21 protein-coding genes are annotated in these 25,466 nt (G+C 65.8%); 2 read left to right on the top strand and 19 right to left on the bottom strand.

Annotated features, from left to right (window positions below; translation table 11 throughout):
- Positions 1-163: 163 nt before the first annotated feature.
- The 8 genes from trmB to miaB all read right to left on the bottom strand — a co-directional run bounded on the left by trmB (position 164) and on the right by miaB (position 8,957).
- Positions 164-895 (bottom strand): tRNA (guanine(46)-N(7))-methyltransferase TrmB, encoded by a 732-nt coding sequence (gene trmB / locus CXZ10_RS09220; RefSeq protein ID WP_180335939.1) that lies wholly within the window; start codon positions 893-895, stop codon positions 164-166.
- A 133-nt stretch (positions 896-1,028) separates the two neighbouring features.
- Positions 1,029-2,204, bottom strand: coding sequence for a methionine adenosyltransferase (gene metK / locus CXZ10_RS09215; RefSeq protein ID WP_101288847.1), 1,176 nt, complete (start codon positions 2,202-2,204; stop codon positions 1,029-1,031).
- A gap of 306 nt (positions 2,205-2,510) precedes the next feature.
- A complete protein-coding gene (locus CXZ10_RS09210) occupies positions 2,511-2,924 on the bottom strand; it encodes a helix-turn-helix domain-containing protein (protein ID WP_101288846.1) in 414 nt (137 codons plus the stop codon).
- Between the two features lie 147 nt (positions 2,925-3,071).
- Positions 3,072-4,700 carry an apolipoprotein N-acyltransferase gene (gene lnt, locus CXZ10_RS09205; protein ID WP_101288845.1) on the bottom strand — a complete coding sequence of 543 codons (1,629 nt, stop codon included), beginning with the start codon at positions 4,698-4,700 and terminating at the stop codon, positions 3,072-3,074.
- A gap of 168 nt (positions 4,701-4,868) precedes the next feature.
- Entirely contained in the window at positions 4,869-5,900 is a 1,032-nt protein-coding gene (locus CXZ10_RS09200) for a hemolysin family protein (protein ID WP_101288844.1), read from the bottom strand.
- Between the two features lie 66 nt (positions 5,901-5,966).
- Positions 5,967-6,467 (bottom strand): rRNA maturation RNase YbeY, encoded by a 501-nt coding sequence (gene ybeY, locus CXZ10_RS09195; RefSeq protein WP_101288843.1) that lies wholly within the window; start codon positions 6,465-6,467, stop codon positions 5,967-5,969.
- Entirely contained in the window at positions 6,464-7,480 is a 1,017-nt protein-coding gene (locus CXZ10_RS09190; protein ID WP_101288842.1) for a PhoH family protein, read from the bottom strand. Before CXZ10_RS09190 ends, ybeY begins: the two co-directional genes overlap by 4 nt.
- A 61-nt stretch (positions 7,481-7,541) precedes the next feature.
- Positions 7,542-8,957 carry a tRNA (N6-isopentenyl adenosine(37)-C2)-methylthiotransferase MiaB gene (gene miaB, locus CXZ10_RS09185; protein WP_342212719.1) on the bottom strand — a complete coding sequence of 472 codons (1,416 nt, stop codon included), beginning with the start codon at positions 8,955-8,957 and terminating at the stop codon, positions 7,542-7,544.
- 246 nt (positions 8,958-9,203) lie between these two features.
- Here miaB and CXZ10_RS09180 point away from each other — a divergent pair, with 246 nt between their 5' ends.
- Entirely contained in the window at positions 9,204-9,737 is a 534-nt protein-coding gene (locus CXZ10_RS09180) for a gamma carbonic anhydrase family protein (RefSeq protein WP_101289000.1), read from the top strand.
- Positions 9,738-9,751: 14 nt separating this feature from the next.
- Here CXZ10_RS09180 and CXZ10_RS09175 read toward each other — a convergent pair whose 3' ends face one another.
- Genes CXZ10_RS09175 through CXZ10_RS09140 form a run of 8 tightly spaced genes read right to left on the bottom strand, consistent with a single transcriptional unit; the run spans position 9,752 to position 18,676 of the window.
- Complete coding sequence (locus tag CXZ10_RS09175; RefSeq protein WP_101288841.1) at positions 9,752-10,825, bottom strand: protein-glutamate methylesterase/protein-glutamine glutaminase; 1,074 nt, start codon at positions 10,823-10,825, stop codon at positions 9,752-9,754.
- Between the two features lie 9 nt (positions 10,826-10,834).
- Positions 10,835-11,476, bottom strand: coding sequence for a chemotaxis protein CheD (locus tag CXZ10_RS09170; RefSeq protein WP_101288840.1), 642 nt, complete (start codon positions 11,474-11,476; stop codon positions 10,835-10,837).
- A gap of 3 nt (positions 11,477-11,479) precedes the next feature.
- A complete protein-coding gene (locus tag CXZ10_RS09165) occupies positions 11,480-12,334 on the bottom strand; it encodes a CheR family methyltransferase (protein WP_101288839.1) in 855 nt (284 codons plus the stop codon).
- A 59-nt stretch (positions 12,335-12,393) separates the two neighbouring features.
- Complete coding sequence (locus CXZ10_RS21690) at positions 12,394-15,357, bottom strand: methyl-accepting chemotaxis protein (RefSeq protein ID WP_101288838.1); 2,964 nt, start codon at positions 15,355-15,357, stop codon at positions 12,394-12,396.
- A gap of 24 nt (positions 15,358-15,381) precedes the next feature.
- On the bottom strand, positions 15,382-15,882 hold the full coding sequence (locus CXZ10_RS09155) for a chemotaxis protein CheW (RefSeq protein WP_101288837.1): 501 nt from the start codon (positions 15,880-15,882) through the stop codon (positions 15,382-15,384).
- Positions 15,883-15,900: 18 nt separating this feature from the next.
- Positions 15,901-17,991 (bottom strand): chemotaxis protein CheA, encoded by a 2,091-nt coding sequence (locus CXZ10_RS09150; protein ID WP_101288836.1) that lies wholly within the window; start codon positions 17,989-17,991, stop codon positions 15,901-15,903.
- An 18-nt stretch (positions 17,992-18,009) separates the two neighbouring features.
- Positions 18,010-18,378 (bottom strand): response regulator, encoded by a 369-nt coding sequence (locus CXZ10_RS09145; RefSeq protein WP_101288835.1) that lies wholly within the window; start codon positions 18,376-18,378, stop codon positions 18,010-18,012.
- A complete protein-coding gene (locus tag CXZ10_RS09140; RefSeq protein ID WP_180335926.1) occupies positions 18,353-18,676 on the bottom strand; it encodes an STAS domain-containing protein in 324 nt (107 codons plus the stop codon). The genes CXZ10_RS09145 and CXZ10_RS09140 overlap by 26 nt, the downstream gene beginning before the upstream one ends.
- A 584-nt stretch (positions 18,677-19,260) precedes the next feature.
- Between CXZ10_RS09140 and cbiB the strand changes: the two genes are divergently transcribed.
- Positions 19,261-20,253 carry an adenosylcobinamide-phosphate synthase CbiB gene (gene cbiB / locus CXZ10_RS09135; RefSeq protein WP_101288833.1) on the top strand — a complete coding sequence of 331 codons (993 nt, stop codon included), beginning with the start codon at positions 19,261-19,263 and terminating at the stop codon, positions 20,251-20,253.
- Here cbiB and CXZ10_RS09130 read toward each other — a convergent pair.
- From CXZ10_RS09130 to polA, 3 genes are read right to left on the bottom strand one after another with little or no spacing between them, the layout of a single operon-like run.
- Positions 20,234-21,703, bottom strand: coding sequence for a cobyric acid synthase (locus CXZ10_RS09130; protein ID WP_180335925.1), 1,470 nt, complete (start codon positions 21,701-21,703; stop codon positions 20,234-20,236). The two genes, cbiB and CXZ10_RS09130, sit on opposite strands and share 20 nt — an antisense overlap.
- Entirely contained in the window at positions 21,703-22,308 is a 606-nt protein-coding gene (gene cobO / locus CXZ10_RS09125) for a cob(I)yrinic acid a,c-diamide adenosyltransferase (protein ID WP_101288832.1), read from the bottom strand. The genes CXZ10_RS09130 and cobO overlap by 1 nt, the downstream gene beginning before the upstream one ends.
- On the bottom strand, positions 22,308-25,316 hold the full coding sequence (gene polA / locus CXZ10_RS09120) for a DNA polymerase I (protein ID WP_101288831.1): 3,009 nt from the start codon (positions 25,314-25,316) through the stop codon (positions 22,308-22,310). Before polA ends, cobO begins: the two co-directional genes overlap by 1 nt.
- Positions 25,317-25,466: the final 150 nt, after the last annotated feature.

Genomic DNA, 25,466 nt, shown 5'->3' with positions numbered 1-25,466 from the left:
CAGGCAATAAAAAAGAGCGGGACCTCTCGGACCCACTCCCAACCCGCTTATGAAGCGCATCAGAACTGATGCACCCCATATAGGCCGCTTTTGCGCGGAAATCAATGGTGGCGATGGAAGCCTTCCGCTGGAAAGCCTCGCCGGCTGCCGGACATGCCCGGACTCAACCTTCACGAGGCAAGCGTCGGAAGGTCAGGTAAGCCGAGCCGCGACCCTCGCGGCGCGCCTTGGCCTCGTAGCGCGTTCCCGGCCATCCTTCCCAAGGCTGGCGCCAGTCGTCGGGTGCCGATGCGGTCCAGATGAAGGCGGGGTCGGCGCGCACATGGTGCAGCGTCCAGTCGACATAGGTGTCGATGTCCGACGCGAACCAGAACTCGCCGCCATCCTTCAGCACGCGGGCGAAGCGAGCGACAGTGTCGGGTCCGACGAAGCGCCGCTTCCAATGGCGCTTCTTCGGCCAGGGATCGGGATAGAGCAGCAGCACGCGGTCGAGCGACGCTTCGGGCAGCCAGTCGAGCACCTTGACGCCGTCCTCGCCGCTGAGGCGCACGTTGGTGATCTCCTCGGCAGCGATGCGGCCAAGCGCCTTTGTCATGCCGTTGATGAAGGGCTCGACGCCGATGAAGCCGACGTCCGGGCACTCAAGGGCGCGATGAACCAGGTGTTCGCCACCGCCGAAACCGATCTCCAGACGGATCTCAGCCGGCGCATCCGGGAAGAGCTCTGCGAGACGGTCAGGGGCGGGCATCTCGAGGTCGAGCGACAGCTTGGGCAGGTCGGCCTCGAGCCGTTCAGCCTGTCCCTTCCGCAGCGTCTTGCCTTTGCGACGCCCAAAGAAGGCGCTCTCGCGTGGCTGGCCGGGCCGGTGCTCCGGCCTATGGTCGTCGTCGCTCATCGTTGCCTGTTGCATGAGAAATCCCGCAGCCGATCTGCCCAGGACGTAAAAAACTCCGGCAGCCAAGCTGCCTAGAGACACAAAAACCCCGGCAGCGAACTGCCGGGGCCGGTGTCTAGCCTATTTCTCCGCCTCAGGCGAGGGCGGACTTCAACGCATCGACGAGATCGAGAGCTTCCCACGAGAAGCCGCCGTCAGCTTCGGCCGCCCGGCCGAAGTGGCCATAGGCCGACGTCCGGGCATAGATCGGCTTGTTGAGGCCGAGACGCTCGCGAATGCCGCGCGGCGACAGGCGGACGAAGTCGCGGTCGCCGAGCACCTTCTCGATCTTGGCCGGATCGACGTTGCCGGTGTCGTGCAGGTCGACGTAGATCGACAGCGGATCGCTGACGCCGATGGCATAGCTGAGCTGGATGGTGGCGCGATCGGCGAGGCCGGCGGCGACGATGTTCTTGGCGAGCCAGCGGGCGGCATAGGCCGCCGAGCGGTCGACCTTGGTCGGGTCCTTGCCGGAGAACGCGCCGCCGCCGTGCGGCGCCGCGCCGCCATAGGTGTCGACGATGATCTTGCGGCCGGTGAGACCGGCGTCGCCGTCCGGGCCGCCGATCACGAACTTGCCCGTCGGGTTGACGTGCCAGACGGTGCTCTCGTCGACCCAGCCGGCCGGCAGCGCTGCAATGATATAGGGCTCGACGATGCGGCGCACGTCGGCCGAAGTCAGTCCTTCGGCATGCTGGGTGGAAAGGACGATCTGCGGCGCCCGAACTGCCTTGCCGCCCTCATAGGCGACGGTCACCTGGCTCTTGGCGTCAGGGGCGAGCAGCGGCTCCTTACCGGATTTGCGGGCCGCGGCGAGGTCGCGAAGGATTTTGTGGGCGTAATAGATCGGCGCCGGCATCAGCTCCGGCGTCTCACGGCAGGCGTAGCCGAACATGATGCCCTGGTCACCGGCACCCTCGTCCTTGTGAGCCGCTGCGTCGACGCCCTGGGCTATATCGGAAGACTGCTCGTGCAGCAGGATCTCGATCTTCGCGGTTTCCCAATGGAAGCCGTCCTGCTCGTAGCCGATGTCGCGGATCGCCTGACGCGTCAGGTGCTCGATCAGCGCGTTGTCGACGGACTTGGGCCCGCGCGTCTCGCCGGCGATGACGATACGGTTGGTTGTGGCCAGCGTCTCGGCTGCCACGCGCGCCTGCGGTTCGGCGGCGAGGAAGGCGTCGACGATGGTGTCGGAAATGCGATCGCAGACTTTGTCGGGATGGCCTTCCGAGACGGACTCGGAAGTAAAGAGGTAGTTCTGGCGAGACATAGGGTTGACCCCTCAAAGAAGACGTCGACGCGGTCGACGGAAGACTGGTCTGTCGCGGGAGTTGTCCTTCGCGGCGCTCCCTTTTCGCAAGCCGCCGGGAAAAGCGCAAGCGCCTGCCGCACGCTCGGACGCGTTTGGAATGCGCCGTGCGTTTCTCGTCACGGAGGAGGCGAAAATCTTCTGTTTTGAGGAGGTGTCCGGCAAGGCCGTTCCCATGGAACGGGGCTTTGATGAGGCTCGAAAAGCAAAACGGATTGCCTCGACCAGTGCCGAGACAATCCGTTTGCAATTACAAGCGAGACTTGCTCAGGCCTCGCCGTCCTCGGCGGCCAGCGTCTGCACGAGATCGACGATGCGCCGACGGACGCGGGCATCCTTGATCCTTACGAAGGACTTGTTGAGCGACAATCCTTCGGTCGACGACAGGAAGTCGACGACATAGGAGTGGCTCGGCGTCTCGGCGAACCCGGCCGCCTCTTCGGGCGTGCCCGGCGCATCCTCGAAGAAGAAGGACACCGGCACCTTCAAAACCGTGGCGATGTGCTGAAGACGGCTGGCACCGACGCGGTTGGTGCCCTTCTCGTACTTCTGGATCTGCTGGAAGGTGATGCCGAGCGCTTCGCCCAGCTTCTCCTGGCTCATGCCAAGCATCATGCGGCGCAGCCTGACGCGGCTGCCGACATGGACGTCAATGGGATTGGGGGACTTCTTGCTGGCCATATTGGTCTCGTCTGCGGGTTGACCCACGGTTATCGATGAGGCTCGCAAGGCGCGGTCTTTATTTTTTGTCTTGCGGCCCATTTCTTGGCAAACGAACCACAAAAGGATCGTTGCGCGCTGAGATTGTTGTCTCTGAACGAGAAGTTGTCAACTCCCGGCTCTACGTTTTCCCTTTCCGAGAAGTGACAGCAAGATGAAAAAGACGCTAAAGATCAAGAGAAAAGCCTGTCCGCTTCGTTGAAAGAAAGACTTGGGGCGCTCGGATGGCACGAAACCGTCAAGCACGCCTTCCTCGCCGAGCGGTAGACTTGCAACCATCCTGCCGTAGGCGTCGATGATTGCCGAAATGCCCGTATTGGCGGCGCGAACCATCGGCACGCCTTCCTCGATCGCCCGCAGGCGGGCTGCGTCAAGGTGCTGGTAGGGGCCGGCGCTCTCACCGAACCAGCCGTCATTGGTGACGTTGACGAGATAGTCGGGACGGCCGCTCTCCGGTAGAACTTCGCCGGGGAAGATCGCTTCGTAGCAGATCAGCACAGAAAAGGATGGGTGGCCGGCCAGCGCGATCAGGTTGCGGCGAGGCCCGGGCGAGAAGCCGCCGATGCCGCGAAACAGCTCGCCAATACCCAGCCGTCGCACCAACGCCCCGAGCGGCATGTACTCGCCGAAGGGAACGAGGTGCACCTTGTCATAGGCGGCCCGGATGGCGCCGCTGTCGTCGATGACGAACAGGGAGTTGTAATAGCGGCGCCCGCCGTCCTCCGGATCGCCGGTCGGTTCGACGCGCGGCGCGCCGGTGAGCAGGATCGTGCCGGGCGACAACAGGTCGGCGATACGGGCGAGCGCCTCCGGCTCCTCGGTCAGGAAGAAGGGCAGGGCGGTCTCCGGCCAGACGATTTCCGAGAAAGACATGGCGCCCAGCGTCTCCGGGTCGGTCCGTCGATCGGAGAGGGTCGCCAGCCGGTCGAGTGCTTCCTGCCGTTTCTCCGGAGACCATTTGGCGGCCTGATCGATGTTCGGTTGCACGATGCGGATGCGGGCATCAGCGATGACCGCCTCACCAACCGGCACTGCGCCCGACAGCCGGTAGGCGCCCCAGCCGATGTCGGCGGCAGCGAGCGCCAGCACCAAGGTGACGGTCAGCCGCCGCAGCCAGAGTCGTTTCCCCATCTCGTCCGTCAACAGCACCGGCGCAGCGAACACGGCGATGCCGGCGAGGGTCAGCCCGTAGATACCCACCACGCTTGCCGCTTGCGCCGTGACATCGGTAAAGGCCACTGCCTGTCCGAACAGGTTCCAGGGAAAGCCTGTCAGCACGTGGCCGCGCAGCCACTCGGAGGCGCTGAGCCCGAAGGCGAGAGCGAAAATCCGGGTGGGGCCGTCACTCCAAAGGAGACGAGCCAGCAGGACGCCAAACGCGGTGAACAGGGCGAGGCCAGCGGCAAGGCCGACGACGGCGATCGGCATCAGCGGGATGAGGGCCGACCGTCCCTCGGCGAAGAAGGCAACTCCCACCCAATGGAGGCCGGCCAGGAAATAGCCGAAGCCGAACCACCAGCCGGTGATCGCCGCCGGCCTCAGCCGGCGGACGCCGCGCGGACCGGCAACGACAGCGCCGTCGATGAGGATCACCAGAGCCGGTAGCGTCAGGAACAGGATGGGGGCGGCATGCAGGGGCGCGAGGGCCAGTGCCGACAGCGCGCCGGCCAAGAGGGCTGCAAGGCGGCGGGGCCATCCCCAGAGAAGCAGGAGCCGATGGGCAAGGGTATCAAACATGGCGCCTCTTCCCGCATCGGCGAATCGGTCATTCCGCCTGAAGCAATAGCCGGTCGCCGCTGACGAGGGAATGGCCGCCGACCGCCAGAGATCGCGGCACTCCAGGCGTCGTTCGGAGCATGCCAGGAAGCGTCGGCCGCCGGCTGCGCAATCGGCGCCGGCGGACCATCAGGCCCCGACCTCGGAAGGTTCGGTCGCCTCCTCGGGTTCGGTGGCGCGTGCCACCAACCGCACCGTCTTGATGCGGCGCGGGTCGGCATCGAGGACCTCGATTTCCCAACCGGGCAAATCGTCGGAGACGATCACCTCGCCGCGCACCGGAATGCGCCCAAGGGCGGCGAACAGCAGACCGCCGAGCGTGTCGACGTCCTCGTCATAATCGACGAAGGAGAAGCTCGGCCCGATGGCCGCCCTGACGTCGTCGAGATCGGCGCGGGCATCGGCAAGATAGACGCCGTCCTGCACCGTCTTGACCAGCGGCCCATCCTCGTCGTCATGCTCGTCGTCGATCTCGCCAACGATGGTCTCCACCACGTCCTCGATGGAGACGATGCCGTCGGTGCCGCCATACTCGTCGATGACCAGCGCCATCTGGATATGCGTCGCCTGCATCTTCTGCAGAAGGTCGGTGGCCGGCATCGAGGGCGGCACGAACAGCACGGCGCGCACCAGCTTCGCCGCTTCGAGGGTGATTTCGAGATCGACCTTGCCGACGTCGAGACGGCCCTCGTCCTCGTCGGCGGCGGCATCGATGCGTGCCTTGCCGGTGATATGCGTGATGAGGTCCTTGATGTGAACCATGCCGATGGCGTCGTCGAGCGTTTCGCGATAGACCGGCATGCGCGAGTGGCCGGACGCCTCGAACAGGCCGAGCAGTTCGGCCAGCGTCGTGTCGGCGTCGACGGCCGCGATGTCGGCACGCGGCACCATCACATCGGCGACGCGCGTTTCCCTGAGACGAAGGATGTTGCGGATCAGCGTCCGCTCCTCGGGCGAAAAGGCAGCGTCGAGGGCGTCCTCCTGGCTGAGCGCCTCCTCGAGATTCTGCCGAAGCGTCGCCGAGGTCTTGAAGCCGAAGGCCTCGCGCAATCGCGCGAGCCAGCTTGATCCTGAGCCCGCTCCACCTTCGGCCAAGGTGCCCGGCTGGGCTGCCGCGGCGGTATTCTGACTGCCCGTACTATGACTGTCGCTGTCGCTCATCGTCCTTCTTCCGCGCCGCCCATTGACCCTCCCGGCCGCTGGCGGACGCCTCGATTGTGCCGCTCCTCAGCGGCCGGCGCCGCCCATCGGCGCGTCGGCATAGGGGTTGGCAATACCAAGCCGGGCGAGGATGGCCGTTTCCAACCCCTCCATCTCCTCGGCTTCGTCGTCGTTCATGTGATCATACCCGACGAGATGCAGGAATCCATGCACGATCATGTGCAGGAAGTGGTCGCGAAAGGAAATGCCTTCCTCGATCGCTTCCCGCGCCACCGTCTCGTGCGCCACGGCGATGTCGCCGAGGAGCGGTCCGTAGGCGTCGGCCTCCGGATCGTCTTGCGGAAAGGACAGAACGTTGGTCGGCTTGTCGAGGCCGCGATGGTCGCGGTTGAGCAGACGGATCGCCGCGTCATCGGTCAGCAGAAGCGACAGTTCGGCGTCCTCGGCGATCTCGGCATCGGCGGCGGCCGCCGCCATGGCGACGGCAGCCTCGACGTCGGCGCGCCACTCCTCCGCCTCACCCCACAGCGGGCTGTCGGCGAGAATGTCGACGGCGATCACGCTCATGCCTTTCCCCCGCGGGCGGCGGCGAGCCGCTCCCGGCTGTCGTCGTCATAGGCCTTGACGATGCGGGCCACCAACTCGTGACGAACCACGTCCTCGTGGCTGAAGCGTACCTGCACGACGCCGGGAGTTTCAGTGAGGATGCGGCTCGCCTCGACCAGACCGGACACCTGTCCGGCCGGCAGGTCGATCTGGCTGGGATCGCCTGTGACGATCATCTTCGAGCCGTCGCCAAGGCGGGTGAGGAACATCTTCATCTGCATCGACGTGGTGTTCTGCGCCTCGTCGAGGATGACGGCGGCATTGGCCAGCGTACGGCCGCGCATGAAGGCAAGCGGCGCGATCTCGATGGCGCCGGAGGTCAGCGCCCGCTCCACCCGCTCGGGCGGCATCATGTCGTAGAGCGCGTCGTAGAGGGGCCTCAGATAGGGATCGATCTTCTCGCGCATGTCGCCGGGCAGGAAGCCGAGCCTTTCGCCGGCCTCCACCGCCGGACGCGACAGCACGAGGCGCGCCACCTCGCCGCGTTCAAGCAGGGCGGCGGCATGCGCCACGGCGAGATAGGTCTTGCCGGTGCCGGCCGGGCCGAGGCCGAACACCAGGGTCGAACGATCCATGGCGCGGATATAGGCGTCCTGCGCCGGGTTGCGGGCGACTACCGTCTTGCGGCGGGTGGAGATGGCGGCGAGCTGCAACCGCGAGCCGGCGTCGATAGTCGGCAGCGGCAGTTGATCGCCGACCGCCAGCGCCATGCGGATCGCCCCCTCGACGTCGGCCGAGGTGATGGTCTGCCCGGCTTGCAGGCGGCCGTAAAGCGCTTCCAGCACGTCGCGGGCGCGGCCGGCCGCCTCGTGCGAGCCCCGAATCGTCACCTGGTTGCCACGCGCCGTGGCGTCGACACTCAGCTTTTGCTCGATCAGTGCCAGATGCTGGTCGAACTGACCGTAGAGTGGGCCGATCAACCGGTTATCCTCGAAGATCAGCTCCAGATGAGTGAGGTCGGACGCATAGGTCATGGCGTTCCCCGGTTAGGTCGCGACAATCGCGACGGCATGGTCGGTGCGTGTCCTGACGGCCTCATGCAGACCGTCGGGCCGGCACGGGCTCGCCCTCGAGCCGGCCGATCAGGCTGTGTCCGCTAGTCGCCTCGATGGTCACTTCGGCGATTTCACCGATCAGCGACGACGGTGCCATGACGGCCACCGGCTGAAGATAGGGCGACCGTCCGACCACCTGACCAGGCGTACGGCCGGACTTTTCAAACAGCACCGGCAGCGTACGGCCGACGAGGCGCTCCGCAAACGCCTTCTGCTGCTCTTCCAGCAACGCCTGCAAGCGATGAAGCCGCGCGCTCTTCACCGCTTCCGGCACCTGGTCGGCGAGCGTTGCCGCCGGCGTGCCGGGGCGCGGCGAATACTTGAATGAGAAGCAGGCGGCATAGTCGACGGTGCGGACGATGTCCATGGTCGCGGCGAAGTCTTCCTCGGTCTCGCCCGGGAAGCCGACGATGAAATCGCCGGAGATCGCCATGTCCGGTCGCGCCGAGCGGATGCGCTCGATGAGGGCGATGTATTCGGCGGCGGTGTGACGGCGGTTCATGGCGGCGAGGATGCGGTCCGAACCCGACTGCACCGGGAGATGCAGGTAAGGCATCAGCTTGGGATTGCCGCCGTGCGCGGCGATCAGCGCATCATCGAGGTCGCGCGGGTGGCTGGTGGTATAGCGGATGCGGGCGAGCCGCGGCAGCTCGGAGAGGCGCGCCAGCAGGCCGGCAAGGCCGACCGTCCGCCCGTCGCGGTCGACGCCGTGGTAGGCATTCACATTCTGGCCCAGAAGCGTGATCTCGCGCACGCCGGCTGCCACCAGGGTCTTCGCCTCCTCGACGATCTTTTCGACCGGCCGTGAGGCCTCCGAGCCTCGGGTGTAGGGCACGACACAGAAGGTGCAGAACTTGTCGCAGCCTTCCTGCACGGTGAGGAAGGCCGTCACCCCGCGCGAGCGCACCGCCGTCTCGGAGGGCGCGGCAAGATGGTCGAACTTGTCTTCCGAGGGAAACTCGGTTTCCACCACCTTCTGGCGGGCCGGCGCCTTGCCTTCGGTGGCGGTCGGGCGCTCACCCGCCCGCACGCGCTCGATCAGCTCCGGCAGACGGTGATAGGTCTGCGGACCGAACACTATGTCGACGACCGGCGCCCGAGCGATGATCTCTTCGCCCTCCGCCTGGGCGACGCAGCCAGCGACGGCGACCAGCGTCTCCCGTCCCTCGGCGGCTCGCTCTGCCTTGAGAACGCGCAGGCGCCCCAGTTCGGAATAGACCTTCTCGGCCGCCTTCTCGCGGATATGGCAGGTGTTGAGGATGACGAGGTCGGCGCTCTCGGCGCTGTCGGCGGCAGTGTATCCGAGCGGCATCAGCGTGTCCGACATGCGGTCGCTGTCGTAGACGTTCATCTGGCAGCCGTAGGTCTTGATGAAGACAGACTTCTTATCCGTCACCGTTGCTCGCTTCCCTCGTGGGGGACGGCAATCCAGACCGTCCCGGCAAAGATAACGGCATCTAGTGCATTTTGAGGAGCGGCGAAAGGCGGTTTTCCAACAAAATCGTGCTTCGGCTGGCTGGGCCGGCTTCCCGTCTCTGGAACGATTAGCCGCGGATTCAAAGCCTAAAGCGCCTTGATCGCCACCGGCCTCGGCTTACAAGGAAGATCCGTTCGCTCCTTCATCATGCCCCGGAACGCCGCCATGCCGATCTACGAACTCGATGGAATCGCCCCCGAACTGCCTGAAGACGGCGACTACTGGGTTGCCCCCGACGCCCATGTGATCGGCAAGGTGAAGCTCGGGTCCGACGTCGGCGTCTGGTTCGGCGCGGTGATCCGGGGCGACAACGAGCCGATCGTCGTCGGAGCCCGCACCAACATTCAGGAGGGGGCGACGCTGCACACCGATCCGGGTTTCCCGCTGACCATCGGCGAAGGCTGCACCATCGGCCACCAGGCGATCGTCCACTCCTGCACGCTCGGCGACAACGTGCTGGTCGGCATGGGCGCCACTATCCTGAACGGAGCGAAAATCGGCGCCAACAGCCTGGTTGGCGCCAACGCGCTGGTCACCGAGGGCAAGGAGTTTCCGGAGGGATCGCTGATCGTCGGCGCGCCGGCGCGAGCCGTGCGATCACTCGACGAGGCGGCGATCGAAAAGCTGCGGCGGTCGGCGGAAAACTACGCCGCCAACTTCAAGCGCTTCAAGACGGGGTGCCGCAAGATCGCCGACTGATCGCTGTGGTCACCTCAAGCATGCGCCTTTTCGGCCGCTTCCGGCGAGAAGGCAGCGGCAAGGTAGGGGGCGATGCCGTGAAGCGGCAGTTGTCGCTCCACGGCCCCGATCTCAAAGGCGGCGCGGGGCATGCCGTAAACCACTGACGTTGCCTCGTTCTGGCCGATCGTCCGGCCACCGCCGAGGCGGATATCGAGAAGGCCGGAGGCGCCGTCACGCCCCATGCCGGTCAGGATGACGCCGAGGCTGTTGATCGGGCAGACGCGCGCCATCGAGCGGAACAGAACGTCGACCGACGGCGCGTGACCGGAGACGCGGTCCTCGCTGCCCAGGCGGCAGGTGAGGTTGGGTCCGGCGTGCCCGAGCTCGAACTGACGGCCGCCCGGCCCCACGTAGGCAGTGCCGGGGCGCAGAAGCTCGCCATCCTCGGCCTCCTTCACGTGCAGGGCGCAGAGACCGTCCAGCCGGCTGGCGAAGGAGCCGGTGAACTGGCCGGGCATGTGCTGGACGATCAGGATCGGCGGCATCTCCGAGGGAAGGCCGGTCAGCACGGCGCGGATGGCTTCGACGCCGCCGGTCGAGGCGCCGATGCCGATCACCATGCCGGTGCGGGAGCAGCCGATGGGTGGCGGCGGGGCGGAGAACCGAGCCGGCGGCTTCTCGGGCGTGGCGCGGCGGGCGCCGACGTTGGCGGCGGCAGCGATCTTGATCTTGTCGATCAGCTCGGCGGCGATCCTGTCGAGATCGCTGGCTTTGCCGGGCTTGGCGACGACGTCGACGGCGCCGATCTCAAGCGCCCGGAGGGTGCTGAGGGCGCCGGCCTGGGTCAGCGTCGACACCATCACCACCGGCATCGGCCTGAGGGCCATCAGCTTTTCCAGGAAGGAGATGCCGTTCATGCCGGGCATCTCGACGTCGAGCGTCAGCACATCCGGATTGAGACGCTTGATCGCCTCACGTGCGGCGAAGGGGTCGCTGGCGGTGCCGACCACCTGGATCTCCGGATCGTGGGCAAGCACACTGGCCAGCATGTCGCGCATCAGCGCACTGTCGTCGACGATGAGAACGCGGATGGGCGTACCGGACATAATGGTTCCTCAGAAGAGATCGACCTCGCCCTCGACTTTCGTCCGGGCGAGCCGATCCTTGAATGAATGTTCCTCCTCGACGAAGTCTGGGTGTGTCGCGGTGCCAAGCAGAAGCCGGTGCACGACCCCGGTCGATGGATTGTAGTGAATGCGCCGACCATAGCAGCCGCCGAGATCGGCCGAGGCGATGACGAGGCCCTCGGCTTCCAGATAGTCGAGCACGAAGGACACGTTGGACGAGCCGATCAACGTCGGCCCGTCGGTGAGGTCGGCACCGCCGAACAGCTTGATCTCAAGGTCCCTGCGCTCGCAGCCGGACTTCAGCACCTCGTTGATCAGCACTTCCATGGCGTAGTTGCCATAGCGCAGGGCGGCGCTGGCGCCGTTCCAGATGCCGGAGTCGCTCTCGGGCAGCATGAAATGATTGAGTCCGCCGAAGCCGGTTGCCGGGTTGCGGATGCAGGCGGCGACGCAGGAACCGAGGACGGTGACGATCATTTCGTCGGTCCGCGCCGTCACATAGGCCTCGCCCGGCAGCACCCGCACGGCTTGCAGGCCCCGTCGCCAGTCATAGGCGTGCGAGGTCTGGCGGGATTGGGCGACGTGGCAATCGCGATGCTCGGTCGGTTTCGGCTGGCCGGCAAAGGACATCGCTCAGGTTCCCTTCTGGTAGATGGTCGGGCCGCGCAGGCGGAAAGCCGTCTTCTGGTCGAGAATGGTCTCGGAATGACCGATGTAGAGCCAACCGCCGGGCGCCAGAAGGTCGGCGAAACGTTGCACCAGCCGGGCCTTGGTCGGATTGTCGAAGTAGATCATAACGTTACGGCAGAAGATGGCATCGAACGGTCCCTTCATCGGCCAAGTATCGAGAAGGTTGAGCTGCTTGAACGCGATGAGCTGCCGGAGCTCCGGGCGAACCTGCCATTCGCCGCCACTGACGGCCGTGAAGTGGCGATAGCGCCGGCCCTTGCCGAGTTCGGCCACCGACTGCCCGCCGTAGCGGCCGGATGCGCCGCGCGCCACCACCGAACTGTCGATGTCGGTCGCCAGAATCCGGGTGTCGCAGCGTACCCGCGACGACGCCGTCTCCTGGTAGGTCATGGCGATCGAATAGGGCTCTTCGCCCGTCGAGCACCCCGCGGACCAGATGCGCAGGCGCGTCCGGCCGTTGATGCCGTCGGTCGACAGTTCGGAGAACAGGTTGTCGGCTAAGTGGTCGAAATGGTGCTTCTCACGGAAGAAGCGGGTCAGGTTGGTCGTGAGCGCGTTGATGAGATACTCGATCTCGTCTTCGCCCTCCGGGCTTGAATAATAGTCGCAATATTCGGAGAAGGCCGAGAAGCCGAGCTCCCTGAGCCGCCGCGTCAGCCGCGAATAGACCATGTTGATCTTGTGATCGGGCAGGGTGATGCCGGTGCGGCCGTGAATGAACGCCGAGAGCCGGCGGTACTCCTTCAGCGTGAAGGGAAATTCGCGATGTTCCGGGGCGGTCGTGCTGAGGGCGGCCATGTCTACTCCGGGGGAACTAGGCCGCGGCGTTGCCGCCGCGGCCCGATCTTTTGACGCGCTCAGAATTCCTTCCAGTCGGCATCGTTCTCGAAGGCCGCATGCAGTTCGGACTGCAGGCGCTGGGCGGTGCGCCCACCGGCCGCCGCCACCTTCTTGGGCTGGGCGGGACGAGGCGGGGTCTTGCCAGCGGATCTCGCTTCGCGCCGCTCCTCGAGGGCGACCCGAGCCGACCGGACGGCTTCGGCGAGCCGGAAGGCCGACATGCGGCCATGCATGGCCTCGGCCTGTTCCTGCAGCATGCGCGTCGCCGAGGCATTTTCCTCGACCAGCGCCGAGTTCTGCTGCGTCATCTCGTCCATCTGGGTGACGGCCTTGTTGATCTCCTCGACGCCCGCCGACTGTTCGCGGCTGGCGGCGGCGATGTCGGAGACGATATCCGCCACCTTCTTGATCGAACCGACGATCTCGGTCAGCGCGGTGCCGGCGTCGTTGACCAGCTTGACGCCATCCTTCACCTGGGCGCCGCTCTCGACGATCAGCGCCTTGATGTCCTTGGCGGCGCCGGACGAGCGCTGGGCGAGCGAGCGCACCTCCGAGGCGACAACGGCGAAGCCCTTACCGGCGTCGCCCGCCCGCGCTGCCTCGACGGCGGCGTTGAGGGCCAGAAGGTTGGTCTGGAAGGCGATTTCGTCGATCACCGAGATGATGTCGGAGATCTTCTGCGACGAGGTCTCGATGCGGCTCATGGCCTCGACCGCCTTGCCGACGACCTCGCCGCCATCGGTCGCCGTGCCGCGAGCGGAGGCCGCCAGATGGTTGGCCTGCTGGGCGTTGTCGGAGTTCTGCTTGACGGTGGCCGCCATCTCTTCCATCGACGCGGCGGTTTCCTCGAGGTTCGAGGCCTGCTGCTCGGTCCGCTGGGAGAGGTCGGTGGTGCCTGAGGAAATCTCGGCGACGGCATTGGAGATGGTGGTCGCCGCCTCCATCATGTCGGCCACCACGGTCGACATGGTGTCGAGCAGTGTATTGATGCCCTCGCAGAGGCTGGCGATTTCCCCGGTCTTGCCGTCGAGCGGTACCCGGCGGGTGAGGTCGTTGCCGCGCGCCGCCTCGATCACTTCCTTGGACTCGCGCACCGCTGCCTGCAGCGCCTCCGCAGACCGCACCTGTTCGGTAACGTCGGTGGCATATTCGACCACCTTGAACGGCTTGCCGTTCATGTCGAGGATCGGGTTGTAGGAGGCCTGGATCCAGATCTCCCGGCCGCCCTTGCCGATGCGCTTGTACTGGTTGGTATCATACTCGCCGCGACCGAGCTTTTCCCAGAACATGCGGTAGTCGACCGACGCGCGATAAGCTGGGTCGACCAGGATGGAATGGTGCTGGCCGCGGACCTCGGCCAACGTGTAGCCGAGCATGTTGAGGAAGTTCTCGTTGGCGCTCAGGATCTTGCCGTCGAGCGAGAACTCGATGATGCCCTGCGCCTTGGAAATGGCGGCGATCTGTCCCTCGAAGTCGGCCGACTGAAGGCGCTGGGCGGTGACGTCGGTGGCGATCTGGACGATCTTGAACGGCTTGCCGTCGAGACCGATGATCGGGTTGAACGACACCTCGAGCCAGACTTCCCGCCCACCCTTGGCGATGCGCTTGTACTGGCCGGTGACATGCTCGCCGCGCTGCAGCCCCTCCCACATCAGCTTGTATTCGGCGCTCTCGCGGACGGCGGCGTCGGCAAACATCGATACCGGCTTGCCGCGGATCTCGTCGATCGTATAGCCGAAGATACGGCAGAAGATGTCGTTGGCATCGATGACCGAGCCATCGAGCGCCAGCTCCAGCACCGACTGCGACAGGCGGATGGCGTCGGCCTGACCCTTGTAGTTGGCGGTGAGCTCGGCAACCTGCCGGCCATTGCCGCGGAATACCGACACGGCGCCGGCGATGGTGCCGATTTCATCCTTGCGATCGGTGCCGTCGACCTCGAACTCATAGTCGCCGGCAGTGATCCGCTGCATGTAGCCGATCATCCGGCCGATGCCGCGTGTGATCTGCAGGGAGAAGAAGATGCTGACCGCGAGCGCCACGATCACGGCCAACAGGACCACGCCGAATGTGGCGAACAGCGCGCTGCGCAGGCTCGCGGCATGATCGGCGAGCATGGCGGTGAGCGTCTCGGCGCCGCCGTGCCAGAGGGCCTGGCTCGCCTTGGCCTGCGCCTTGGTGGCGTCCATGAAGCGGGAGACGTCGACGTTCTGCGGTGTGGCGGCCGTCTCAAAGGCGAGGGTGACGGCTTCCGCCTCGCGGACGAAGGTGGGCACGGCCTCGGCGAAGGCAGTGATCTGCGCGCTGAGGGCTTCGATTCGGCCGTCCGTGCTGTGGGTCTTTGCCACCTGGAGCACGTCGAGGGCGCCGCCGGAGGCCTCCTGGAACAGGGCGATCTGCGACTTCAGAAGCCCGAGATCGGCGACGGACACGCTGGTCGCCCGCGACATCTCGCGGATCTTTCCGGTGATCGCCACGCGGTACCACAGCACGCGCGGAATACGGTTCATCAGCGCCTGGCCGAGATAGTTGTGGTCGACCTCGGTATCGACCGCAATGCCGGCGCCGTCGGAGACGGCGGCCATGAGGGCGAGGCCGGAGTTGACCGACTGGGTCAGCTTTGCGTCGAACGGTACGTGGTTGCGCGGCCAGTCGTAGCTCGCCAGCGCGGCGGCGAAGGTCTCGGCAGCGGCGGTGGAGCCGAAGGTGGCGCCGTGATCGCGGTTGAGGCCGGCGAGATCCGGAATGTCAGGCAGCACGGTGGCGGGGGTCGCCGTGTCGTCGAGGGCAGAAACGGCGAGCCCGCGAATGGATTCCCAGATGGCGATCGCATAGGTGACGCCGTCGGCCTCCTGGCGGGCCGTGGCCACGCCCTCTTCGCTCTTGCTGACATAGAGCCAGCCGAGGATGACGATCGGCAGGGTCATCAGCGCGACGATCAGGCCGATCTTTGTGCGGAGTTTCAGCGAGGTCAGTGACATGATGTCAGTTCCTGGAGAGGCCGCTCACGCGGCGATGGCGGCGTTGGCCGGGCCATGATTGGCGAAGAGGTTTTCGAGGCTGAGAAGGACGACCATGCTGTCGCCGACCGGAATGATGCCGGCGAGGAAGGCGTTGTCGATCGGCTGGTCGACGTCAGGCACCGGCCGGATATCGGCGGCATTGACGGTCAGGATGTCCGAGACGGCATCCACCAGCAGGCCGAGGAGACGGCCGCCGATCGCCACGATGATCACCACGTGGCTGCGCGTCGCGGTGGTGAGCCCGAGGCCGAAACGGCAGCGAAGGTCGAAGATCGGCACGATGGTGCCGCGAAGGTTGAGCACCCCGAGCATGTAGTCCTGCTGGTTCGGCAGGACGGTTGTCTCGGTCCACCCCTTGATTTCGCGAACCGCCATGATGTCGATGGCGAATTCGTCCTCGCCGACGCGGAAGGAAATGAACTGTCGCGTCTGCGCCGTGGCGGCGTCCGGGCCGATGCTGGGAAGGTCTAGCGGTTCTGCCATGGAGAAGTCTCCGTAAGGTCAGGCGTTGGCGGCGATCGGCTGCCGCAGCGCATCGGCGATGCGGGCGTTCCGGTCGTAAAGGCGGGTCAGTTCCTCGATGTCGACGATGAGCGCGACGCGCCCGTTGCCGAGAATGGTGGCGCCGGAGATCCCCGGAACCGGGTCGTAATTGTCCTGCAACGACTTGATCACCACCTGCTGCTGGCCGATCAGTTCGTCGACGACGACGCCGAGCTTGCCGCCGTTGGCAAGTTCGATCAGCACGACGAGGCCCTGGCAGGGGTCGGCGACGGCCTCCGTGACGCCGAATACCCGGGCGAGGTGGATCAGACGGACGAACTCGCCGCGAATGGACACGACCTCGCCGCCGCCGGGGATGACGCGGATCTGGCCGCGTCCGGGACGGAAGGATTCGACGATCGAGGTGAGCGGCAGGATGTACTTCTCCCAGCCGACTGCCACCACCATGCCGTCGAGGACGGCGAGGGTCAGCGGAATGACCAGCGTGAAACGGGTGCCCTTGCCCGGCGTTGACATCACCTGGACGCGGCCGCCAAGCGCCTGCACATTGCGCCGGACGACGTCCATGCCGACGCCGCGGCCCGACACGTCGGTGACGGCGGCCGCCGTCGAGAAGCCCGGCGCGAAAATCAGCTCATCGATTTCCTCGCCGGTGAGCTTGGCTCCCGCCGGCACGATGCCCTTCTCGACCGCCTTGGCGAAGAGGCGGTCCCGGTCGAGCCCGGCGCCGTCGTCCTCGACATGGATCAGAATGTTGGAGCCGGCGTGCTGGGCGGACAGGCGGATGACGCCTTCGGCCGGCTTGCCGGCGGCAAGCCGTTCCGCCGCGTCCTCGATGCCGTGATCGACGGCGTTGCGGATCATGTGGGTCAGCGGGTCGGCCAGTTCCTCGACTACCGTCTTGTCGACCTCGGTCTGCTCGCCGGCCATTTCGAGGCGTACGTCCTTGCCGGTCTTGTGGCCGACGTCCCGGACGAGGCGCGGCATGCGCGAGAACACCGATTTGACGGGTTGCATGCGGATGGCCATCACGCATTCCTGCAACTCGCGCGTCAGCCCCGCCAGATGCTCGAAGCCCTGGAGCGCGGTGGGGTCGTCGTGGCTATGGCTCTCGGTAAACTGCTGCGCCAGCATCGCCTGGGCGATGACCAGTTCGCCCACCATGTTGACGAGGCGGTCGACACGATAGAGGTCGACGCGGATCGACGAGATCGACCCGGTCTTGCCGGCGGCCTTGCTCTCAGAAGGCTTGCTTCCCGACGGCTGGGGGTCCGACGGCGGCGCAACGGTCGTTGCCACCGTCGCTGCGACCGCGACGACGGGGGAGGCTTCATCGGGCTCGACGGCAGCAGCGATCTCCTCGATCGTCAGTACGCATTCGTCATCGACGAACTCGAACACCTCGGCGATGGCGGCCGGCGTGCAGACCGCGCGTAGCGTCATGGTCCAGCCGAGATAGGAATCGTCTATGTTGAACGCATCAAAGGGCGGCAGGCGGGAGAGATCACAGTCGACCGTGAGCTCTCCGAGCGTCTTCATCTCGCGGATCAGATAGAGCGGCTCGTTGGCGTGGCGGAACAGCTCCGCGTTAGGGCGAAAGAGGATGCGGTAACTTTTCTCGGCCGGCTTCGCTGCTTCCGGTGCAGCTTCGGCCGGCCGTGCCACGCTGGCCGTCGGGGCGGCGCCGTCGAGCAGGGCGCCGAGCTCCTCGGCGACATCGGCGCCGAAATCATCGGCGGGCACCTCTCCCTGGCGGGCGAGATCGACAAGGGCCGAAAACACGTCTGCGGCCGCGACGAGTGCTGCGAGCGTGCGTTCGTCCAGCTCCGCCTTGCCATCGCGCAGGCGGTCGAGCAGCGCCTCGAAGCGATGCGCGAAGCCTACCAACACGGTATAGCCGAAGGCACCGGCGCCGGCCTTCACCGAATGAACGGCGCGGAATATGGCGTTGAGGCTCTCAACGTCGCTGGAAAACGCGACGAGCGCCCCGAGGCGTTCCTCAAGGTCGGCAAGCAGTTCCGTGCATTCCTCGAAGAACGTCCTGCGGAACTGGGCGAGTTCGTCGGAACCAAAGGTCGGAGTTGACATGACGGCCGTCCGGAAGGGTCAGGCGGGGCAAACCTTGTTGACGACGGAGAGCAACTTCTCCGGTGCAAAGGGCTTGACGATCCAGCCCGTGGCTCCGGCGGCTTTTCCGCTGGCCTTTCTGTCGTCACCGGATTCGGTGGTAAGGATCAGGATCGGCGTCGACGCGTGAGCGCCACCGGCGCGCACCCGCTTGACCAGCGTCACGCCGTCCATGTTGGGCATGTTGATGTCGGTAATGATCAGGTCGACGCGGGTACTGGCGAGAACGCCAAGTGCCTTGACCCCGTCCTCGGCTTCGAGGACGTCGAAGCCAGCCCCCTTCAGCGTGTAGGTGACCATGTCGCGCATGGTCCTGGAGTCGTCAACCGTCAGTATCTTTCTCGGCATTTATGGAGCTCCGGGCGTCGAGTTCGGCGAGAAGGCCGAGGTCGGCATAGGCTTCGCGAAAGGTTGGCGTGATATTCACGATCGCGAGCCGGCCGCCGTTCATTTCGAGCGCGCGGGCGGTTGCAACAAAAAGCTGAACGGCCTGGGTACCGAGCCGTTCGACGGCTGCGGCATTCAGGGTCAGGTAGGTGGCCTCGGAAACGAGAGGCTCGATTTGCGCATGGAGTTCACGGACGGCAGACGCGTCGAGCGCGGCGGTCAGATCGCAGGAAATCTTGCGTTGTTCGAGCGACGGCAACTTAGAGCCTCTACAATCTACAGGCGTCGAAGGCCACACCTGTCCGTGGACCTGGGGCATGGCAGTACACGCATGGATTGGTTACCGAAAACTGAAGTGGATTCTTCTCTCGGCTGGCAATTCGGCGCAGTCGGCTATTAAGGATACTGGTTTCTACGAGTCTTCCTTGTCATTTGTTGAATCATACGTTTTCGACCGTAAGGTCTTGTTCCCGATCGATGCTGAAGCAAGACTGGTGAGGAGATCCTGGGTGCCGCAGGAATAGAGTCTTGAAATGAATCACAATTTCCAGTTTTCCCTCTTGGGGGCTGAGAAATGGCGGGACTCGCAGGCCGATACTGACTCCGCATCGTCAACCACAGATAGAATCTCTCGCCTAGGTATTTCACGGGATACTCTTTGCGGCAATATTTGCCTGTCGTCTGGGACGAAAACCCGTCCGAATCGTCCTTTGCCATTCCCGTCGGGGCGCCCAGCCTCACAGCGTTCGACACGCCGGGGCTTTCGGAACGGCGGGAGGCATGACAGAAAGGCGCGGCTAACGCTTCAGGCCGTCTGGCCGTCGCTCGGAAGAGACGCTGACAATGGTCCCGCTCGACTCTCTCCTCATCGCCTTGCTGGCCCTCGGGTTTGAAGCGGCGATCGGCTACCCGGATCTCGTCTTCCGGCGGATTGGGCATCCGGTGACCTGGATGGGCGCGCTGATCGGCTTTCTCGACCGCACGCTCAACCGCGATGAGTTCGACGCGGACCGCCGTCGTCTGAACGGCATGCTCGCTGCCGCCGTCAATGTCATGGTGAGCGTCCTTGTGGCCGCGGCGATCGGTTCGCTCGCCGGTCTCGCCGGTCCCATCGCCGGTCCCTGTCTTGCTGCCGTTGCCGGCTCGACGCTGCTGGCCGCCCGCAGCCTGCATGTCCACGTCGCGGCGGTTGCCGACGCCATGCGCCAAGGTGGCCTGGAGGCGGGGCGGCTGGCCGTCGGCAAGATCGTCGGGCGTAATCCGGCCCACCTCGACGCCGCCGGTGTCTGCCGAGCGGCCATTGAGAGCTTGGCTGAGAGCTTCTCGGATGGCGTTACCGCGCCCCTGTTCTGGATGGCTGTCTTCGGCTTGCCGGGAGCGGCGGCCTACAAGGCGATCAACACCGCCGATTCCATGATCGGCCACAAGACCCCGCGCCATCTCGCCTTCGGCTGGGCTTCGGCGAGGCTCGACGATTTGGTCAACCTGCCGGCTTCGCGCCTCACAGCCTGGGCCATCGTTGCGGCGGCGCTTGCCGATGATGGCGCCTCGGCGGCAGCAGCGGTCAGGGCCATCGACCGCGACGCTCGCCGTCACAAGTCGCCGAACGCCGGTTGGCCAGAGGCGGCCATGGCCGGTGCGCTCGGCCTGCGTCTCAACGGCCCCAAGGTCTACGGCGATAGCCGCGTCGAGGATGCCTGGATGGGCGACGGCCGGGCCGAGGTCAACGCCTATGACATCGACCGCGCGTTGCGGCTCTACCGGCGGGCGCTGCTGTTGATCGCCACCTTGCTGGGGCTCGTCTGGCTCGGTCTCGTCATCCTCGCCTACGGCTGAGGTCGAGAAGGCCGTCTATGTCGAGGTGGGCTGCGAGATGATCGGCGAGACCGTCGAGCACCCGGTCGATCTCTGCCTCATAAGCGAGTGCAGAGGTCGCGGCGCCGATCCATGCGAGAAGTCTTGCGCGCTGCCGATCGTCGGCGAGCAGGCCATGACAATAGCTGCCGACGACATTGCCGTCCTGCGAGACGGCCCCCTCGTCGCTGCCATCCGAAAGACGGGCGAACGGCCTGGATCGACCGGATCCGACAGTCGCGCCGACATGCATCTCATAGCCGGAGAACGGCGTGCCGTCGGGCATCGACACGCCCTTCACCGGGCGGAGGCGCTTATCGCCGGTCATGGTGGTCTCGACATCAAGCAGACCAAGGCCTTCGATGATCTCAATGTCGCTCTCGATCCGCTCAGGGTCGCGCAAGACCCGGCCGAGCATCTGATAGCCGCCGCAGAGACCGAGTACCTTCCCGCCTTGCCGGGCGTGCGCGCGGATGTCGATATCCCACCCCTCCGCCTTGAGCGCGAGAAGATCGGGGATCGTGGCCTTTGAACCGGGCAGCAGCACGAGGTCGGCGGCCGGCAGCGGGCGGCCAGGCTCCGCAAGAATCACGTCGACTCCGGGCTCCTGCCGAAGCGGGTCGAGATCGTCGAAGTTGGCGATGCGCGGCAGCACCGGAACGACGATGCGCTTGCGGCCGTCTTCTCCGCCGGCGTGGTAGCGGCTCTTGAGCCCCAGCGCGTCCTCGGCCGGTAGCCGCCCAGCCTCCGGAAAATAGGGGACCACGCCGAAGGACGACCAACCGGTGCGGCGGGTGATTTCGGCGAGGCCGGTGTCGAACAACGACACATCGCCCCGAAAGCGATTGACGAGATAGCCGGCGACGAGTGCCGCATCGTCGTCTGCCATGACCGCCTTGGTGCCGACGAGGCTGGCGATGACACCGCCCCGGTCGATGTCGCCGATCAGCACCACCGGCGTATCCGTGGCGCGCGCAAAGCCCATGTTGGCGATGTCGCCGGCCCGAAGGTTGATTTCCGCCGGCGACCCGGCGCCCTCCACCAGCACGAGATCGGCATCCTCGGACAGCCGCGCGAAGCTGTCGAGCACGGCCGGCATCAGCTGCGGCTTCATGGCCTGATAATCGCGAGCCCTGGCATTGCCGACGACGCGTCCTTGCACCACCACCTGCGAGCCGATTTCCGACTGCGGCTTCAGGAGAACCGGGTTCATGTGCACGGACGGCTCGACACCGGCGGCACGCGCCTGCAGCGCCTGCGCCCGGCCGATCTCGCCGCCGTCCATCGTCACCGCTGCGTTGTTCGACATGTTCTGCGGCTTGAAGGGGCGCACCCGGAGGCCGCGCCGGGCGAAGAGGCGGCAGAGACCGGCGACGATCAGCGACTTGCCGACGTCCGAGCCGGTCCCCTGAAACATCAGCCGGCTAACCATCAGAACTCGATCCCGGCCTGGGCTTTCACGCCGGCCGCGAAATGATGCTTCACGGCGGTCATCTCGGTCACGCAGTCGGCCGCCTCGATCAGCTTGGCCTTGGCATTGCGCCCGGTGACGACCACGGTGAGATCGCTCCGCCGCGTCTTCAGTGTCTCGACCACATCGAGAAGCGGCAGATGCTCATAGCGGAGCGCGATGTTGAGTTCGTCGAGGACGAGCAGGCGGATGGCGGGGTCCTCCATCAGCGCCATCGCCTTCGCCCAGGCACTTTCCGCCGCTGCGACATCGCGCGCCCTGTCCTGGGTTTCCCAGGTGAAGCCTTCGCCGAGGGTATGCCAGGACACACCGGGAAAGCCCTCAAGCACGCGCCGCTCGCCGCTCTCCCAGCCACCCTTGCCAAACTGCACGACGCCCACCTTCCAGCCATGGCCGAGGGCGCGGACGACAAGGCCGAAGGCGGCGGTCGACTTGCCCTTGCCGGGGCCGGTGTTGACGATCAGCAGGCCTTTCTCGCTGATGGTCTTCGAGGCGACCTCCGCGTCCTGCACCGCCTTGCGCTTCGCCATCTTCAGCCGGTGGCGTTCGGCATCCGCGTCGGTCATCAGTGCGCCTCGTCCCAGTTCTGGGCGGCACGGGCTTCGACCACCAGCGGCACGGCGAGCTTCACGGCCGGCTCGGCAGCGCCTTCCATGACGGCACGCACCACCGGGATGGTCGCCTCCACCTCATCGTCCGGCGCCTCGAAGATCAGTTCGTCATGAACTTGCAGGAGCATCAGCGCCGACAGTCTCGCCTCGGCGAGCGCGGCTTCCATGCGCGCCATGGCACGACGGATGATGTCGGCGGCCGAGCCCTGGATAGGCGCGTTGATCGCCGCCCGTTCCATGAAGGCGCGCATCGACGGATTGGGCGAGCCGATCTCCGGATAATGCGCCTTGCGGCCGAAGATGGTGGTGACAAAGCCGTTCTCGCGCGCCTGCCGCTTGGTCGCCTCCATATAGTCGCGGATGCCGGGGAAACGCTGGAAATAGCGCTTGATGTAGTCGCTCGCCTCCTCGCGCGGAATGGAGAGCTGGTTGGCGAGGCCGAAGGCAGAGATGCCGTAGATGATGCCGAAGTTGATCGCCTTAGCGCGGCGGCGGATCATCGGGTCCATGCCCTCGACCGGCACGCCGAACATCTCGGAGGCCGTCATGGCATGGATGTCGATGCCTTCGGCAAAGGCGTTCTTCAGCGCCGGAATGTCGGCGACATGGGCAAGCACGCGCAACTCGATCTGGCTGTAGTCGGCCGACACCAGCTTGCGGCCCGGCGGCGCCACGAAGGCGCGGCGGATCTTGCGGCCTTCCTCGGTGCGTACCGGGATGTTCTGAAGATTGGGCTCCGACGAGGCGAGGCGGCCGGTGGTGGTGGACGCCAGCGAATAGCTGGTGTGGACACGCCTGGTCTCCGGATGGATGTATCCGGGCAGCGCATCCGTGTAGGTCGACTTCAGCTTGGAGAGCTGCCGCCAGTCGAGGATGCGGCGGGGCAACTCGTGCCCCTCGGCGGCGAGGTCTTCCAGCACGTCGGCGCCGGTCGCCCAGGCGCCGGTCTTGGTCTTCTTGGCGGCGGCGAGGCCGAGCTTGCCGAACAGGATGTCGCCGATCTGCTTGGGCGAGCCGATGTTGAAGGTCTCGCCGGCCACCTCGAAGATGCCGGCCTCCATCGCCGCCATCGACTGCGCGAAGTCGCCGGAGAGGCGCGACAGGATCTGCCGGTCAACGGAAACGCCGCGCATTTCCATGCGGGCGATGACGTCGACCAGCGGCCGCTCGGCCGTCTCGTAGAGCGCGGTCATCCCCTCGGCGACAAGGCGCGGCTTCAACACGTGCCAGAGGCGGAGCGTGATGTCGGCGTCTTCGGCCGCGTAATGCGTGGCCCGGTCGAGCGGCACCCGGTCGAAGGTGATCATCGACTTGCCCGAGCCACAGACGTCCTTGAAGGCGATCGGCTTGTGGCCGAGCAGCACCTCCGACAACTCGTCCATGCCGTGGCCCATGCGGCCGGCATCGAGCGCGTAGGAAATCAGCATGGTGTCGTCACAGGGCGCCATGGTGATGCCTAGGCGCTTCAAAACCACCCAGTCGTATTTGGCGTTCTGCCCGATCTTCAGGACCGAGGGATCCTCGAGAAGCGGCTTCATGACCCGCACGAAGTCGCGAACGGTGATCTGTCCCGGCACCAGGCCGCCACCCAGAAGGTCTCCGGCCCCGGAAACGTGGGCGAAGGGAATGTAGCAGGCCCGACCGGGCGTGACGGCCAGCGATGCACCGACAATCTCTGCCTGCATGGGATCGAGGCCCGAGGTCTCGGTGTCGAAGGCAACGCGGCCGGCCTCATAGGCATCCGCCACCCAGGCTTCGAGGCGGGCAAGGTCGGTGACGGTCTCATAGGCCGAGTAGTCGACCGGGATCGCCTGCATCCGGGCCAGTGCCTCGGCGGCACGGGTTGCCGGCGTGAATGCGCCCGACAGCGCCGACACGCCGCTTTCCCCTTCCGCGCCGATCTCGGGAGACGGCGGGTCGACTGTGATGCCCACGGTCGTGACGTCGGCGGTCTCCGTGAGGGGAGGGGTCTCCCCTTCCGGCGGCCAGTGCGTCACCGGCACCACGGCCGGCACCACCTTCGAGGGGTCCACGCCGGTCGTTTCGGCAACGCGCCGGGTAATGGTCGAAAACTCCATCGCCTTGGCATAGGCGATCAGCCGCTCGCCGATGATCGGCCGAACCCCCAGCCCGTCGATCGGATGCTCCAGCGGCACGTCGCGTTTCAGCGTCACCAGACGGTGCGAGATGCGGGCCTGTTCGGCGAAGGCGATCAGGTTCTCGCGCCGCTTCTGCTGCTTGATGCCGGCCGCACCGTCGAGCAGGGATTCGAGGTTGCCATACTCGAGAATGAGCTGCGCCGCCGTCTTGAGGCCGATGCCGGGCACACCGGGCACGTTGTCCACCGAATCGCCGGCGAGCGACTGCACTTCCACCACCTTGTCGGGCGGCACACCGAACTTCTCGATCACCTCGGGCACGCCGATCCGCCGGTCCTTCATGGTGTCGAGCAGGACGACCCTGTCGCCGACAAGCTGCATCAGGTCCTTGTCCGACGAGACGATGGTGACGTCAGCGCCTGCCGCCGTCGCTTCCGCCGCATAGGTGGCGATCAGGTCGTCGGCCTCGTAGCCGAGTTGCTCGACGCAAGCCACGTTGAAGGCGCGGACTGCCTCGCGGATCAATCCGAACTGCGGCCGGAGGTCGGCGGGCGGCTCGGGGCGCTGCGCTTTGTAGAGCGGGTAGATCTCGTTGCGGAAGGTGACGGCGGACGCGTCGAAGATCACGGCGAGATGCGTTGGCTTGACGCCGACAGCGGTCTGCTCGGTTTCCTTCAGAAGCCGCCACAGCATGTTGCAGAAGCCGGAAACGGCGCCGACCGGCACACCGTCCGACTTGCGGGTGAGCGGCGGCAGCGCGTGATAGGCACGGAAGATGTAGCCCGACCCGTCGATCAGGAAAACGTGGTCGCCGGCCCTGACCGGACGCGAGGCGGGGCTCGTGGGGGATTCAGCGTTCGACATGCTGCGACTATGCCCGCCCGCCCGCCGGAAGTGAAGACGCGCCGTCGCCGCCCGTGCCTGCTGCTGACGCTTTCAGGCCGATGTCCACCAAGGCTTTCGGACGGGATGCCGAGGGTACGATGCTTCGGCAACGCCTGGGTCTCGCGTCCC

Source organism: Pleomorphomonas diazotrophica, from assembly GCF_002844595.1.
Classification (GTDB): domain Bacteria; phylum Pseudomonadota; class Alphaproteobacteria; order Rhizobiales; family Pleomorphomonadaceae; genus Pleomorphomonas; species Pleomorphomonas diazotrophica.
This window is presented reverse-complemented; position numbering and strand designations above follow the sequence as displayed.